At 43.9% G+C, this 14,921-nt stretch carries 14 protein-coding genes; 11 read left to right on the top strand and 3 right to left on the bottom strand.

Going from position 1 to position 14,921, the window contains the following annotated elements:
- The first annotated feature begins 178 nt into the window (after window positions 1-178).
- On the top strand, window positions 179-562 hold the full coding sequence (locus ACEN8J_RS14460; protein ID WP_029516551.1) for a DUF423 domain-containing protein: 384 nt from the start codon (window positions 179-181) through the stop codon (window positions 560-562).
- A 106-nt stretch (window positions 563-668) separates the two neighbouring features.
- Here the strand turns inward: ACEN8J_RS14460 and ACEN8J_RS14455 are convergent, their stop codons facing one another.
- On the bottom strand, window positions 669-1,217 hold the full coding sequence (locus ACEN8J_RS14455; protein WP_029516552.1) for a hypothetical protein: 549 nt from the start codon (window positions 1,215-1,217) through the stop codon (window positions 669-671).
- A gap of 450 nt (window positions 1,218-1,667) precedes the next feature.
- Window positions 1,668-2,438, bottom strand: a complete 771-nt coding sequence (locus ACEN8J_RS14450; protein ID WP_495593616.1) for an ANT(4')-I family aminoglycoside nucleotidyltransferase — start codon at window positions 2,436-2,438, stop codon at window positions 1,668-1,670.
- A gap of 608 nt (window positions 2,439-3,046) precedes the next feature.
- Here ACEN8J_RS14450 and ACEN8J_RS14445 point away from each other — a divergent pair.
- Both ACEN8J_RS14445 and ACEN8J_RS14440 read left to right on the top strand, forming a co-directional pair.
- Window positions 3,047-3,628 carry an RNA polymerase sigma factor gene (locus ACEN8J_RS14445; protein WP_238794812.1) on the top strand — a complete coding sequence of 194 codons (582 nt, stop codon included), beginning with the start codon at window positions 3,047-3,049 and terminating at the stop codon, window positions 3,626-3,628.
- Window positions 3,585-5,282 (top strand): DUF4179 domain-containing protein, encoded by a 1,698-nt coding sequence (locus ACEN8J_RS14440; RefSeq protein WP_029516554.1) that lies wholly within the window; start codon window positions 3,585-3,587, stop codon window positions 5,280-5,282. Before ACEN8J_RS14445 ends, ACEN8J_RS14440 begins: the two co-directional genes overlap by 44 nt.
- A gap of 185 nt (window positions 5,283-5,467) precedes the next feature.
- Here the strand turns inward: ACEN8J_RS14440 and infC are convergent, their stop codons facing one another.
- The gene (gene infC, locus ACEN8J_RS14435; protein ID WP_029516555.1) at window positions 5,468-5,980 is read right to left on the bottom strand and encodes a translation initiation factor IF-3; all 513 of its coding nucleotides are present in this window, start codon (window positions 5,978-5,980) and stop codon (window positions 5,468-5,470) included.
- 168 nt (window positions 5,981-6,148) lie between these two features.
- Between infC and ACEN8J_RS14430 the strand changes: the two genes are divergently transcribed.
- The 8 genes from ACEN8J_RS14430 to ACEN8J_RS14395 all read left to right on the top strand — a co-directional run bounded on the left by ACEN8J_RS14430 (window position 6,149) and on the right by ACEN8J_RS14395 (window position 14,521).
- On the top strand, window positions 6,149-7,144 hold the full coding sequence (locus tag ACEN8J_RS14430; protein WP_029516556.1) for an ABC transporter substrate-binding protein: 996 nt from the start codon (window positions 6,149-6,151) through the stop codon (window positions 7,142-7,144).
- Window positions 7,141-9,189 (top strand): iron ABC transporter permease, encoded by a 2,049-nt coding sequence (locus ACEN8J_RS14425; protein ID WP_495593615.1) that lies wholly within the window; start codon window positions 7,141-7,143, stop codon window positions 9,187-9,189. The genes ACEN8J_RS14430 and ACEN8J_RS14425 overlap by 4 nt, the downstream gene beginning before the upstream one ends.
- 130 nt (window positions 9,190-9,319) lie before the next feature.
- Window positions 9,320-9,631: an ArsR/SmtB family transcription factor gene (locus ACEN8J_RS14420; RefSeq protein WP_023987858.1), complete on the top strand. Its 312-nt coding sequence runs from the start codon at window positions 9,320-9,322 to the stop codon at window positions 9,629-9,631.
- A 76-nt stretch (window positions 9,632-9,707) separates the two neighbouring features.
- Complete coding sequence (locus tag ACEN8J_RS14415; RefSeq protein WP_495593614.1) at window positions 9,708-10,883, top strand: MFS transporter; 1,176 nt, start codon at window positions 9,708-9,710, stop codon at window positions 10,881-10,883.
- 233 nt (window positions 10,884-11,116) lie between these two features.
- Window positions 11,117-11,650, top strand: coding sequence for a hypothetical protein (locus ACEN8J_RS14410; RefSeq protein WP_318626801.1), 534 nt, complete (start codon window positions 11,117-11,119; stop codon window positions 11,648-11,650).
- A gap of 85 nt (window positions 11,651-11,735) precedes the next feature.
- Entirely contained in the window at window positions 11,736-12,410 is a 675-nt protein-coding gene (locus ACEN8J_RS14405) for a VOC family protein (protein ID WP_495593613.1), read from the top strand.
- Between the two features lie 100 nt (window positions 12,411-12,510).
- On the top strand, window positions 12,511-12,966 hold the full coding sequence (locus ACEN8J_RS14400; protein ID WP_495593612.1) for a GNAT family N-acetyltransferase: 456 nt from the start codon (window positions 12,511-12,513) through the stop codon (window positions 12,964-12,966).
- Between the two features lie 223 nt (window positions 12,967-13,189).
- On the top strand, window positions 13,190-14,521 hold the full coding sequence (locus ACEN8J_RS14395) for a helix-turn-helix domain-containing protein (RefSeq protein WP_340884897.1): 1,332 nt from the start codon (window positions 13,190-13,192) through the stop codon (window positions 14,519-14,521).
- The last annotated feature ends 400 nt before the right edge of the window (window positions 14,522-14,921 follow it).

The following is a 14,921-nucleotide window of genomic DNA, read 5'->3' as shown; positions in this document are numbered from 1 at the left end:
TCCACAAAATAAACAAAAAAGCAAGCCACCCTACACATTACCCTTCAAAAGACAGGGTCTAATCATCCAATTCTGTATGCGGTCTGTTCACACACGCTGGCTGGTAAACTTCATACGGTTTCGATAAAATAAGAAGAACATTCGGCTAAAAGGATGAGATGAAAAGGAGTACACAAACATGCAACGAAAATGGATATTTACGGGATCTATAATGATGATGTTGGCGGTAGCCATTGGAGCGTTCGGGGCACATATTGTGAAAGCCCGGATCGACGCGGATGCTTTGGCCGTATATGAAACAGGTGTGAAATATCATATGATTCACGCTGTCGGTTTGCTGATCATTGCGTTGGCTGCTGGACAGTGGGGGCCTTCCAACCGTCTAAGATGGGCAGCTCGTCTGTTATTGACGGGTATCATTTTGTTTTCTGGTAGCTTGTATGTGCTAAGTCTGACCGGAATCCGTGTGCTGGGAGCTATCACCCCTCTAGGAGGCGTGTGTTTTATAGCAGGATGGATATTGCTGGCATGGGCTGCCATGGGTCTGAAGAAAGAGGATTAAAGTTCTTTTCGGATAATACAAAAAAAGAGAATGGACAAGAAAGACATCATGTTTTTCCTGACCGTTCTCTTTTTTCATGCTTCGTTTTTTGGTGAAGTATTTACATTTACGATGTGATTTCATCGATCTCATTCATTTTAAAGGAGTACACTTGTTTCTCATCTACATGATACACACTCAGCAGGCTATTATCATGGTCCAGATTGAGGATGCGGCAAGGAATGCTGCGTTGTCCACCATAGCGGTTTACGATTAACCGTACAAGCGTATTATCATGTATATAGCGTTTGATCCATTCATACGTACTAAGGTCTTGTTGTGTTGCAGGCTTTGGCTGTACGTGGGATTGTTTGATCTCTTGAACGACTGGCGGCTTGTTCGTAATTGCGGCTGATTTCTTTTTAGAAAATTTTTCCGCGAGCGTAGCGGCTGCATCAGATGGGCTATTCACGGCTGACTGTTTTTTTAGGTACAGTGCAGCTTCAATTAAATTGCCAAGTTCGATACCGGATTGAATCCGGCTATCCGCAATGTGTTCGTTTTGGCTCAAGAGATTAAGCAGGAACTGAAGGGCCTCTACATTCGAACGGCCTTTAACTAATACATCTACATTAAATAAATAACTGGTTTCGTCTTGATTTGATTCCTTTTTCATACATCCTCCAGCCCAAGCCATGGGTAATTAGTCTTTTATGGTACCTATCAATATATCATTAAAATGTAATCTATCATAGTGCCTAAGGCCCTGTTGTTGGATATTAACAAAAATAAAATCTATATAAAGCTTTATGTGTAAAATTTTAATGGAGTACACTGGAATTGTACATTTTTTGCATGTGTATACGAATGAGGAAAGTATGTGAGCATCGGATATAGATAAGCAAAGACAGAGTTACATATACAGAGAATAAAGGAGGTAGTGGGTGAAATCAAGTAGTTTAAATTTTAAATATATTACAGTGGAAAAACATAACGGAGAAGTACTATTCATCCAGAAGAAAAGTAAAATTCCCCCTTAACGAAAGGGGGACTGGGCATATAAAAAACATGATATATTAACATGGTATATTATAGTAAGTGAAATTAAAGCGAATTTTATTTTTGATCAAAAGAGGATCCGTTGTGATCGAATAAGGTAGTCATGTTCGACTGCCCAATTCACAAGACCACTCCAGAAATCTTCACAGGCTGAAATGATCTTCGCTGGTTCAGCTAAATCTCCGGACATAACCAACTTAACTACATGATCAAGTCCTTCTGGACGACTCGGCAGTTCCAGGGCCTCCGGTAGAACCATTGAACCCGTTGAGAAGAGCTTCTGATTGTGTAACCCAACTAACATAGCCCCATATTGGGCAAACTGCATTACCAAGTATGGCAAGTAGGTATGAGGACCATTTACACGGACATTCCTAAGCTTTCCTATAAACTCGTACATTTCACCTACAAGCACTTCGTTGATGGCATGCCTGAAATCTTCCTTTGTGGGGGATTCGGCAGCTTCCTTTAATATAGAAAAAAAGTCTTCAGGATCATACAGACGAAGTGGGGAAAAGAAGGGGCCATGTGTCAACGGCCATTCGCCCTCAACAGTAGAGGCAATTTTAAGAAGAACGTCTGAACTACAGACGTTCACCTCCGCTTTCCAGGGTCCCGCTGACCATTCATGGCTAAATTCTACGGGGCCGTTTGATTCACTTAGTACACAAAACATTTCAATGTCCGAGAAAGGGCCGTCAGTACCTTTGGCAACAGATCCATAGACCCCTATAGCCAGAATTTTGTCTCTATATACTTCATGTAACCTCGCAGCTATATCGTGGCAAGTCTGAAGTCTCTCACTTCGAGAAATGTTGACAGGTCCATTCATGTTCATTAGTATCCTCCTCTGTTTTATTAGGGTGAGTTGAAACTAAAACATGGATGGAGGAGCTCGGGCTTAACGGGGGACATTTTTTCGATTCATTCGAATTCCTCCCAAGCGATTTTGTTATGGGGATTGTACCCAAACGGGTTTATTTTAGCAAGCATGTTGCCTTTTCTATCTTGCTTACGGCTATGATAGGGCGGTTATAGGGTGAATCCATAGCTGAAAATTGTTGCTGGAGAGCTGTGGAAAATAGCGGCAAGTTTAATGCATATATTTTATGAGTAAAGCGATGATCTGAAGAAGTTATTTTTTAAGGGAACTAGAAAAATTATGGTCAATAATTTTCTTTTCTCGAATCAATCTTCGTAAACCCAATACTTGTGCCCTACGCTATAGCACTTGGATGGGACTAGCCCAGAAAGAAACAGATGAAAACGGGACAGGCTGATCTTCTCATAGCTGAACTAGGCATAGAGGAATGAGTCATATGTTCAGACCTCGAGGGCAACAAAAACTCAAGGTCTTTTTTATATGGATCGAGTGAGAGAAAAAATGCAGATTAGGAGTCTTAGAAGCAAGACAAACAAAAGCCAGACCTAAAAGGAGGGGAACGCGTGGAGCTGACAGACGATCATTCAATTATTGAAGCTGTACTAAAAGGCAATAAACAAGCGTACGCGGGCATTGTCCGGCGCTATCAGAATAAGCTTTACGGATTGTTCCGCAAGATGGGGTCTTCCGAAGCGGATGCTCAGGATCTGACTCAGGAGACACTACTTAAAGCCTATCGTAAACTGGGAGCGCATAACCCGACGCAGAGTTTTGCCGGTTGGATGTATACAATTGCTGTCAATTTGCAGAAGGACCGTGGACGCCGAAAAGATCCAAAGTCTCTGACACAGGAAGATACATATGAACGTGAAACACCTGAATCGAAGTTGCTGCAAAAGGAACTGCGTTTCGAATTGGATTGCTTGTTAGAGACGCTGCCCGAGCATTATCGACTTGTGTTGATTCTGCGCTACACCAACCAACTGAGTCACAAGGAGATCGCTGGTATTACTGGCATGTCGGTTCGGCAGGTTAACAACGCCGTCCACCGTGCTAAAATCAGTCTGCGCAAAACCGTAGAAGCCAAGGAGGGGCAACGTTATGAGAGTCTGGGATCGTACAACAACGAAAAAAGCCAATCTTGAAACAGAGGACGGCAAATCGACGATAGAAGACAGAAACTGGGAAATTTTGTTGTTTCACGAAAGGCTATCTAATGAGTTTACCGACCAGGTGATGCTGGCGCTGGAAGGAATCGAGATCGAACCAGCTGACAGAGCCGACGCGAGCGATCATGATGTATCCAGATACTCTCCGAGCGAGCAACCAGCGGAAACGGAGGCACAGATCTTGACGGGACCGACTGAATACAGGAATCGGCAACAGAACGCAGCCGCGTACGATGACACGTCCATCGTCGCCCAGGTGAAACATTACCGCGCTGCCAGACGCACTTCACAGTTTAAAGTATGGAGTTTGGTGGTCGCCGTCGTTGTATTTGTGGTTAGCACACTGCTGTATACGCAGCCGACTCTTGCAGATATGGTGAGGTCGCTGTTTGCGAAAGACAGCTATGTGGATAATGGCATGAAGAAGGTCCGTGAAGCAGGACTGGTACAGATTTCGGGTGCCAGTGCTAAAGATCAGGGTTACACTCTGAAAGTCAACGAACTTATCGCCGATTCGACTAGAATGATTATCGGAATCGAAGTTTTCGATGTTGAAGGAAATGCTGTAACCGGGGATTTTAGTATTCAAGATGTCGATTTCAGCCTCTTTGATAACCAGAGAGGTGATGTTGGCGCTGTTCCTTTTGAAGTAAGCACAGGGGGCAACGAGAATATTAGTAGGATTGAGTTCGACTTTATGCGGCCGGTACTGACCGACAAGCTGCAGCTTAGTGCACATATCCGTGAATTGAGGCTGTATGCGGACAAACTTAATGTGGAAGCTCCTATTAAAACGGTAAAAGGAGATTGGAGACTGGATGTGGAGGCAGATCTAACCAAAGCCAAAGCGCAAACGTTGCTGACTCCGATTGATAAAACGTATGAGACGCCAAGCGGCTTACGTATTCACATGCAGGGAGCTACCCGGACGCCGAGCGGCGGATCATTGGAATATACTACAGAGTTGACCCCAGAAGCCGCAGACCGAGCGCTGAACGGACAAAGCGGGTTCCACGAGCTTAAGTATCATCTGGAAGATGCACACGGGAAATGGCTTGGGGATAACAGAGACCCTGAATTCGGACGTCGATCTGGATTGGACCGTTGGAGTGGCAAGACGCACTGGTTCTACCAGTTTAATGATTTTGCCTATGATAAGCAGCAAATTCGATTCGTATTGGACGGCTATATAATTCGAGAGAGAAGCGAGGCGTCGGTCGTGCTCGACCCGGCTCAAACTTCAGCTGTGCATCCCGTTAAATTCGAAGACTCGGGTGATGCTTATCTGTTCAAGGGGCTCAAACTTCGTTCCAACAGTTCTAATTCGGGCAAAATGTATGCGACCATTCCGATAGGCGGTATCTTCAGTAGTCCTAACTTCACGCAAGACATTTGGGTTGCCGTTGACGAAAATAATAAGGAGTATTCGATGTTTTTTGGCGGAGGCTACACAACAGATCGTTCAGGTGTAATCGAGCTGCAGGAGGATGCCGGATATTTCGTTGATGGGCTAAATCAAATGCCGAAACAGCTCACGCTAAAACGAAAGGTCGTCAACCATTTGTACAAGGATGCCGATTGGTCGTTTGTCATACCGCAAACGGGAACGAACGGCGTCATCCTGAAATAAGCAAGCGGGTATGTATCGAGGTTGATGGATGAGAAGCGTTTTTGGTATGCTCCCTTGGTGCAAAGTAGCTATGACAAGAAAGAGCCTGAATCATACCCTGTAACCAAGGAATTTATAACAGAGGGCCGAATGGGCCCTCTGTTTCCTACGGTCTAAGTGACTGGTCCAATTTACTGATTCGCCATTCAGCGAGGGTTTAATTTCACTTGTGAGCCCTTGCCGCCCGTCTGGATTCCAGTATCCTTCACTCCGGCTTCCTTCAAATCGATTAGTAGCCGCTCTAGTACCGCTTTGGCGACAGGCGCTTCTTTTGCACCAGACGCTTTAACGACCAGCTGCACCGGTTTGCCGGAACGCAGATGTTTGTCTGCCTGACGCAGCTTCGTGTCGTAATCATGTTCCTCAATATGAGCAGTGAAGCGAAGCTCCTTGATCTTTTCTTTGCCGCTGTTTTTTGCGGCTCGGCCGACATTTTTGCTTGCTGCGGCTTCTTTTTGCGCCAGCGCTTTTCCTTTACCCTTCGCGACCAAGCTACAGGGTGGTGGACTGCTCATCAATGAGGTGCAGACCAGGTCCACCCCTTTGGATCGGGCCATAGCCAAGGCTTCTGACTTGGATACAACGCCGAGCTTCTCCCCTGCGAGTCCAGTGAGTACCACTTCGTCAGCTTTAATTTGCTCGTTGATTAATACCGCCACGTAAATGAAGCCTCCCTTAAACAATGATAAAGCTATCATATACGGAACCTGTTTGCGATTCAATTTTAGATTTATCTGTATTGACAAAAGTCACTAAGCCCTATAATCTTTTACTGATAATGATTATCATTTTCCAATGCAATATACATACAGGGGTGATTGAGAGAAATGAAAAAGATGTTGAATAGCCTATTATTATTTGTAGTTTTTACTATTGTATTGGCGGGCTGCGGTGCGGCTGGGGATAGCTCGAAGACGGAAGGTACTGCAGGGTCTGAGCAGACATCCACAACGGCTGGTCCGGTTACGGTTAAGGATGACCATGGGGAAGTCAAGCTGGACAAGCCAGCGGAACGTGTAGTTGTACTCGAATGGACGTTTACCGAGGACCTCATTGCACTTGGCGTACAGCCTGTCGGTAATGCGGACAATGAAAACTACAAGCTGTGGGTAACACCGGAGGCGAAGCTGGCTGATACCGTAACTGATATCGGCACACGGGGCGAACCGAATCTAGAAGCGATTGCGGCGCTTAAGCCGGATCTTATTATCTCCAACGCCGATAACAATGCAGCGATCTATGCACAGCTTAAGGGGATAGCACCGACAATAGAATTCGATCCTTACAAGGGGAACGGCTATGATTACGACCGTATGGTCGAAATTTTCAAGCAAGTCGCTGTGGCTACCGGAAAAACGGAACAGGCTGATAAGGTCCTAAGCGAACTTGACCAGCACTACGTAGAGGCAAAGGCTACATTAGAGAAAGCGGGCAAAGCAGACTTTCACTATGCGCTGACACAGGCCTTCACAGCTCAAAATGCTGCCAGTCTGCGAATGTTCAAGGAAAATTCGGTTGTAGTGGGAACGCTCGCGAAAATTGGCATGGTGAACGACTGGAAGTCGGACAAGACCGAGAAATATGGGTTTAGCACCGTTGGCATTGAAGCTCTTCCAGCTGTGCAGGACAGCAATTTTATCTATATTACGCAAAAGACGGACGATGTATTTGGAGCCGCGATGAAGAACAACTCGGTATGGAACGGACTAAACTTTGTCAAAGAAAAACGGACCTACCCACTGGACGGCACAACATGGACGTTCGGCGGCCCAATCTCATCCAAAGTACTGGTTGATCAGGTAGTCGGAGCCCTGACGAAATGACCCGAACAGACACAACGGGTTTATCGAAAACTTGGCGTGTAGGAAGCATCTTTGGGGGCGGATTGATCGTCCTCATCGTGCTTTTTTTTGTAAGCTTGTGTTATGGAGAGGCTTCAATCCCGCTGCATACAGTAATTGAGGCGTTGACCCAGCGTCAGAATACGCTTGAACATAACATGGTGTGGGATCTCCGGATGCCGCGTACGGTCATCGGAATCCTGGCTGGTGGTGCGCTTGCCATCGCTGGTGCTTTGCTCCAGGCCATCACCAAAAACCCGCTGGCGGCTTCTGATACACTAGGTATTAACGCTGGTGCCTACTTTGTGGTTGTCCTTGGCGCGGTGATGTTTCCCGGACTGCTGCATCAGGCGCCGTTTCTATTTGCCGCTGTCGGCGGCCTGCTGGCAGCGGTACTCGCTTACTTCATGGGCGGGGGACGAGCGGGAAGTCCGATTCGGTTGGCGCTTGCCGGCTTGATTGTATCCATGGTTCTCGGTTCGTTTACCGGAGCTTTGCATATCTTTTATTCATTTGAAACGCAGGGACTATTTCTCTGGGGTTCTGGCTCGCTTGTGCAAAACGACTGGAGCGGGACGACTTACGCCTGGCCCTGGGTCGTAGGACTCTCGGTCATTGCCTTTCTGCTGTCAAGACAATTTGATGTCCTCGATCTGGATGAGTCCACATCCACGTCACTTGGACAAAAGGTTAGTTTGACCCGGGCGGTGGGTATTGTATTAGCTGTCCTGCTGTCGACCATTACAGTCAGCGTCATTGGACCTATTGGTTTTGTGGGTTTGGTAGCTCCACATTTGGTGCGCTTAAGCGGCCTAAAAATGCATCGCTGGGTGCTGCCTGGTTCCTTTCTGTGGGGAGCATTACTGTTGACAGGTGCTGACGTGCTGGCGAAGATGGTCCACCAATCAAGCATGGATCTGCCGACCGGAGCAATGATGGCCTTGATTGGGGCTCCTTGGCTAATTTGGTTGATTCTGTGGAAGATGAAGCTGCCTTCTGGGATTAATGGACAATCTTCAATGAACATAGGTGTGCGCTCTCGGAAATTACCCTATGGCAGGCTGGTCACGTTGCTTGGGTGCGGTGCCGTGCTGTTGACCGTATTCAGCCTGATGTTTGGAGGGATGCGAATTCCGGTTGGCGATTTGCTGTCTGGCCTGTTTGGCGGTGAGAACGCAAATTCGGCCCTGTTGCAGTTTAGAATTCCGCGCACGCTGGTGGCAGCCGGGGCTGGTATCGCGCTTGCGGTCAGCGGTGTCTTGATTCAATTAGCCGTTCGTAATCCCTTAGCGGATGCCTCGATCATTGGTGTTTCTTCAGGGGCTGGCTTTGGCGCGCTTGCAGTGATTATCGTTTGGCCTGGGCTGCCTGTTTATATGCTGCCTATCGCGGCGATTGCCGGAGCGACGGTGTCGGCGGCGGTGATCTTCTTTTTATCATGGAACAAGCACCTAAACCCGTCTGTGGTCATCCTACTTGGGATTGCTGTATCAGCGATCGGAGCAGCTGGCATTCAGATACTGATTATCCAAGGTTCGCTTTGGGGCAGCACAGGCTATATTTGGCTGACGGGTAGTACCTACGCTCGAAACTGGGGGCAGGTGGCGACGATTTTGGCTTTTCTGCTCGTGTTGTTGCCAATAGCCTGGTGGCTAGCTCGCCGCTTCGATCTTTTGGTGTTTGACGACAGCAGCGCTATGGGACTGGGACTTCCGGTGCGCCGCACCCGGTTGCTGGCGATGGCAGTGGGGGTGCTGCTGGCGGGCGGAGCGGTAGCCTGTGTAGGTACAGTTGGCTTCATCGGGCTGATTGCTCCGCATATCGTGCGTACGTTGATTGGGCACCATGTACGTCGCTCTATCGTTCTGTCTAGCATCTTGGGAGCGGTAATGCTGGTGCTGGCTGATACGATTGGACGGACAGTGCTTGCGCCGACTGAAATTCCTTCCGGATTACTGATCGCACTGATCGGTGCACCGTATTTCCTGTACTTGATGTATCGCTCCAATAAGAGTAAGTCAGTGTAGTTGAATATGTACTTGAACAGGCTGTTTCCCAACGGATTTCCCGTGGGAAAGCAGCCTTTATTATTTATTTTTCTACGTAATCATTGGACTTTATATTTACAAATCTAATAAAATAGATATAATGTTTTATATGGAACCGTCATTGATTTATAAAGCATTGTCAAACGAAACTCGTCGTCTAATTATGCTGTGGTTAAAAAAACCAGAAGAGTTTTTTGATGAACAGGCTTATCTGAAGCAAGGGCTTAATTTTCAAATTGGTGTATGTGTGGGAGATATTCAGGCTAAAGCGGGACTTGCGCAGTCTGTGATTTCAAGTTATTTATTAACGATGCAAAAATCCGGTTTGTTAGAGTCTGAGCGTATTGGGAAGTGGACGTACTATCGTCGGAATGAAAAAACAATCCGGGAATTTGCCGAGTACGTTCAAAAGGAACTATAAATAGAAAAGAGGTTTTTTTTCACGTAATATATCTACAAATCTATATATATAATTAATTTGGAGGCTTATACTTAAAATGAAAAAGGTTAACCCGTTACTTATTATCATTCTGGCTTTAGGCGTATTCGGCATTATTACAACGGAAATGGGAATTATAGGCGTTCTCCCTCAAGTAACCCAAAAATTCAATGTATCAGCTGCCCAGGCTGGTTGGCTCGTCAGTATTTTTTCTTTCGTTGTTGCCCTTTCAGGTCCATTTTTGACCTTACTCGTTTCTGGTATGAATCGTAAAATCATTCTATTAATCGCTGTATTCAGTTTTGTCATTTCCAATATTGTCTATGCCTATACCACTCATTTTGAGGTCATGCTCATTTTTCGTGTTCTTCCCGCTATTTTTCATCCTGTCTTTTTTTCGGTCGCCCTCGTGACTGCAGCTCATCTGGTCCCCCCTGAAAAGAGTAGTAAAGCCGTCACCAAGGTTTTCGCTGGAATTACGGTAGGATTTGCGTTTGGCGTGCCTTTGACTTCCTATCTTGCTGAAAAGATATCGTTAGAAGCTGCCTTCTTATTTGGAGCTGTCGTAAGCATGATTGCATTTGTGGGAATACTCGTATGGCTTCCTTCCCTGCCAGTTCAGGAAAAGATGTCTTATGGCAAACAGCTTGGTATATTACGTAAACCTCAATTGTGGTTCAACATTGTGACTGTTATTTTTATCTTTGCAGCTATGTTTTCGGTGTATAGCTATTTTGCCAAATATCTTGGAGAAGTAACTCTGATGAACGGGTCATGGATCAGTATGATGTTGATGGTCTTTGGAATCGTCATGATTTTTGGGAATTTTTTATTCGGGGGATTATTACATAAAAATCTGACCAAGACCGTAATTATGTTCCCATTGCTATATACGGTCATTTACGTATTCACCTATGCTCTGGGTGCTTCTTTCCTACCGATGTTTGTGGTTGTGCTCACTTGGGGGGCCGTGCATTCTGGGGGGCTTATTATTAGTCAAACATGGTTAACCACGGAAGCGAAAGAAGCTCCAGAGTTTGGTAACAGCCTGTTTGTCTCATTTTCTAATCTAGGTATTACGATAGGGGCTGCTACGGGCGGGTGGTTTATCTCTCACTTGGGAATACACCAGCTCATCTGGAGCGGGCTGATGTTTGCATTACTAGCTTTTTTATCCATTATCATAAAAATAAAAATATTCAATTCGAATGCAGCGGAAGCCAACGTGCGTTAAAATATGGAGAGACATTAGAAGAGTACTCTACAAGATGACCATAAAATGATGCATGGGGTGATGTTGATTGCATATCGTATGGACTTCGATCTTAATGACATTCGTAATCGTTAGCGGGATCTTGGCGTTGCTCATCTGGGGAGTGATATCCTTAATCAAGCGCTTTCGCTAAACGCAATGAGGAGTAGACATCTCTATGTGTTGAACTTATATTATCCAATTGGGAGGAATAGATGAATATTCGAATGTACCACGATCTGGAGGCTCAATTGGAAGAAGAGATTTGGGAGCTTGGAGAGGATGCAGCTCATACACTCCCATTAGATAGCAACTTGGCTGTGGAAAAAGCACAGAAGGCTTGGGATCTAATACCCGAGCCTAAGCATAAATGGGGCATCACAGGTGTAACCTTGCATCAATACGTTCAAATTCTCAATTATAACGGGCATACTCAGCGATCAGTAGAGCTTTTAAATGAGGAGATTTTAGATTTGGAAGGTACAGGGTACCGCATTATACATGCTGAACCTTATATTCAGATGGCGGAAACACTTCTTCATCAGAGCAAGCCTGTATTAGCTCATGAATATCTCCAGAAGGCATACTCGATTGGGAGGGCAAGAGCGTTTCGGGACCAGCCCGAGCTTTATCTCGAAATAGCAAAAAGTAAAGCTCTAGATGAACAGGATATACTACTTCAATTTGCGGCGTTAGATGTGAACGCCAAATTTTTAAGCGACTTAAAGGATAATAAACAAACATTGTAATGACCTCATATAGTCTGAGATAAAATGCTGATATGGATTAGACGGACAATGGGTTCCAAAATTATTTGTGGGGAGGACCAATGCATTGAAATTAAAAGAAGTGCTCTTAGCCACCCATAGTTTCGAAGCGATAAAAGCTTTTTACGGCTCTCTCTTGGATTTGCAGGTTGTGGAGGAAAGCTCTTCGCGGCTGTCGTTTCAAGTAGGGGAATCGGTTCTTGCTTTTCAGGAATCCTCCCATATGGAAAATGAGTTTTATCATATTGCGGTTACGATCCCAACGAATAAATTCATAGAAGCAAAACAGTGGGTAATCGACCGTGGAATTTCATTGATTTCAAGACCCAAAGAAGATGAGTTTTTTTTCGAAAACTGGAATGCAACCGCGCTTTACTTCTATGATCCGGATCATAACCTTGTCGAGTTCATCGCTCACCATACACTCGACAATGCAGTCACTGAAGCTTTCGGGCCCAACTCTCTACTTCGTATAAGCGAGATCGGTCTTCCTGTCGATGATGTCCCTGAAGTATCTAGGATAATCACCGAAACGTTCCAACTTGATCCATGGGGAGGGGCTGGACAAAAGTTCGCGCCGCTAGGGAATGTAGAAGGATCATTTATAGTCATAGACAAGCAACGGCCTTGGTTTCCTGATGATAGGCTTCCGGCCGTATTTAATACCAGTGTCTTGTTTGAAGGTCCATACTCTGCCCGTCTTTCACTGCATAATGGTTTGTATGAATTGAGGTCAACCTGAGTTAAGGCTTCATCTCATCGCCATCACCCCCGGATTTCTGGAATAAAGCTTACGATAAGGGGGGAAATCCGGGGGCCATAATACATTCAGGAGAGAATATATGAATATTAGACTACTTAATTCAAATGAAAAATATCCAATAGAGCTTTTGTTACTAGCTGATCCTTCGCACCAACTTGTTGAGGAATACTTAAAAAGAGGGCAGTGTTTTGTAGCAGAGATTGACAATCATATTGTTGGAGTCTATGTTCTTTTACCTACAAGACCTGAAACAGTTGAGTTAGTGAATATAGCAGTATCAGAAGATATGCATGGTAAAGGAATAGGCAGACAATTAGTGACACATGCCATTGAAACAGCTAGGGCACAAGGTTATAAAACGATGGAAATGGGCACAGGAAACTCTAGCATTGGGCAGTTAGCCCTCTACCAAAAATGCGGGTTTAGAATTGTTGGTGTAGATCTAGATTTCTTTATCAGACATAACTATGTAGAAAAAATTTATGAGAATGGCATACAGTGTAGAGATATGATTCGTATGTCTCAGGATTTATAGAGCTTAATTTTCTTTACAAACCCTTCAAAGGTATCTTAAGTAAGGTTCTGAAAGGTATATGATATTGTACCAAAAGATGGTACAATGAATTGCGGAAAGGCTATACAATCATTGGATTGCAATAGTCCTTTTTTAATGAGTTGATATCCTACTAAGTTCCTGACAAGGGGTGGTTACTTTGTACAACACAACAACCACGATACTCACAGAGATAACAAAACATATGAAAGATCATGATTTAATCCTAAGTGATTTAGCTAGAGAAGCAGAAATGAATCCGGGCACCATGAGCAGTATTATTAATGGGAACCGCACACTTTCAGTCGATCAGTTAGATCGAATTACAAAAGCAATGGGGCTTCCCGTTGGCTATTACTACGAACGGTATGTGTCTGAGTATTTAACAGAGGCTAATCCGAATTGGCGTCGAATGAGTCCTTTTATACATAATTGTGCGAAATTAAATAAATTGGACTGTATACAAGAAGTTGTTAATTTATTGATGGATAAGTTAGGCTATTCAGAATCTTTATTTGAGCTTGCCGAAGAACTTTTTAGAGAAGGGCTTTACGAAGCGGCAACTATTCTATATGAGAATGTGGCTCTAAGTGAGAAAAAGCAATATTCAGAACGTCTGGCTATGTGTCAGTACCGTTTGTTCCATACAAGGCAAGGAGATAATCAAGAGAAAAACTATGAAGCAGCCGTTCAATTTGAAATATACGTTGATCGACTAGATGAGATAGAACAGTTAGATGCATTAAAAGATCTGGCGAATACATACCGTTCGTTACGAAAATGGGACAAAGTAGAATTATTCGCTAAAGCTTTGGGAGACAAGGCCAAAATTCAATATAACATGGAGCAACAACGGCATCCTTCCAAAAGAGAAAATGCAAAGAAACCAAGCTTTCCTCTGTTTGCTTATTGGGCTTTTTCTCATTTACTTCGTGCAGAAGTTTGTGAGGCCCATAAAGATTATGAGAAGGCACTTCAGCATACGTACACATATGGTGACTTAAGTTGGGTGAAAGAAACTGATGAAACTACTTTGAAGTGGAAAATGAGATATAAAGAATGGTCTAAAGCTAATACTTATGTAAATAAACTTCATGCTGGTGAAATTGCTGTTTTGGCTGATTATGTAACATTTTTTTCTTCAAGGAAAGAAGAGTTGCTTTCCGGATTAGATAACATACTTGAAGCTGCTAATCGATATCATCTAAATGTTGATCATATTCTAAATCAATTTCAAACGGAGATTTTAGCTTTGCTGGATAAACCTGAGTGTGTAGGTACGTACAATCAACAATTAGTTATAGAACGTTATGTTCATTTTGCAAATGAATTAGCGGTTTACTACTTTAACAAAAATAATTTTGCAGATGGATTTACTTTTTTGTTAAATTGTTTGGAAAAATCTACATTAATCAAAAATAAGTCGTATATAATTAAGTGTGTAAAGATGTATGAGTCCTATCAGGAGTGTGCAGCATCTGAGACGAAGATAGCATACAGAAATTTAATTAATGAGGTGGATAATAATGAAACGTGAAGTAATTCTATCTTTTTTAGTTACTAGTTTTATACTAGTAGTAGTAGTTCTCCCTCTTCAGTATCAAGACAAGGGGTCTATTTATGAGCCCACTGGACAACACGGAGGATTGTGAGAATAAAAAGGTCTCCAGTATAGGACACAGTATAACCTAAAAATATACTATTATTAAGTGGTTAGATGGAATGATCCGTCTAGCCTTTTTATTGCGTGTTTTGCTGTATATAAGCAAAATGAGGAAATCCTCTTTTGAGGAATATATGTAAAAAGTGCAAAAATGTAATGTGTGCTGTTGTAAACAACGAAGGGTATATGACTTTGTTCCAAAAGACAATGATGGGATAAAGTAATTTTTACTAACTGTTTCTCATTACATGGTTTAATTATGTATTATATGTCG

It is taken from the genome of Paenibacillus sp. Paensp38 (assembly GCF_059491915.1).
Note: the sequence above shows the minus strand (reverse complement) of the source record. Positions and strands in the feature narration are given on the sequence as shown.

What these genes read in the sequence shown, in the direction of transcription:
- ACEN8J_RS14455 (WP_029516552.1), bottom strand. Translation starts at nt 1,217, where the DNA reads ATGAAAAAGGAATCAAATCAAGACGAAACCAGTTATTTATTTAATGTA.
- ACEN8J_RS14395 (WP_340884897.1), top strand. Translation starts at nt 13,190, where the DNA reads ATGAAAGATCATGATTTAATCCTAAGTGATTTAGCTAGAGAAGCAGAA.
- ACEN8J_RS14460 (WP_029516551.1), top strand. Translation starts at nt 179, where the DNA reads ATGCAACGAAAATGGATATTTACGGGATCTATAATGATGATGTTGGCG.
- ACEN8J_RS14450 (WP_495593616.1), bottom strand. Translation starts at nt 2,438, where the DNA reads ATGAACATGAATGGACCTGTCAACATTTCTCGAAGTGAGAGACTTCAG.
- ACEN8J_RS14425 (WP_495593615.1), top strand. Translation starts at nt 7,141, where the DNA reads ATGACCCGAACAGACACAACGGGTTTATCGAAAACTTGGCGTGTAGGA.
- ACEN8J_RS14415 (WP_495593614.1), top strand. Translation starts at nt 9,708, where the DNA reads ATGAAAAAGGTTAACCCGTTACTTATTATCATTCTGGCTTTAGGCGTA.
- ACEN8J_RS14420 (WP_023987858.1), top strand. Translation starts at nt 9,320, where the DNA reads ATGGAACCGTCATTGATTTATAAAGCATTGTCAAACGAAACTCGTCGT.
- ACEN8J_RS14440 (WP_029516554.1), top strand. Translation starts at nt 3,585, where the DNA reads ATGAGAGTCTGGGATCGTACAACAACGAAAAAAGCCAATCTTGAAACA.
- ACEN8J_RS14430 (WP_029516556.1), top strand. Translation starts at nt 6,149, where the DNA reads ATGAAAAAGATGTTGAATAGCCTATTATTATTTGTAGTTTTTACTATT.
- ACEN8J_RS14400 (WP_495593612.1), top strand. Translation starts at nt 12,511, where the DNA reads ATGAATATTAGACTACTTAATTCAAATGAAAAATATCCAATAGAGCTT.
- ACEN8J_RS14410 (WP_318626801.1), top strand. Translation starts at nt 11,117, where the DNA reads ATGAATATTCGAATGTACCACGATCTGGAGGCTCAATTGGAAGAAGAG.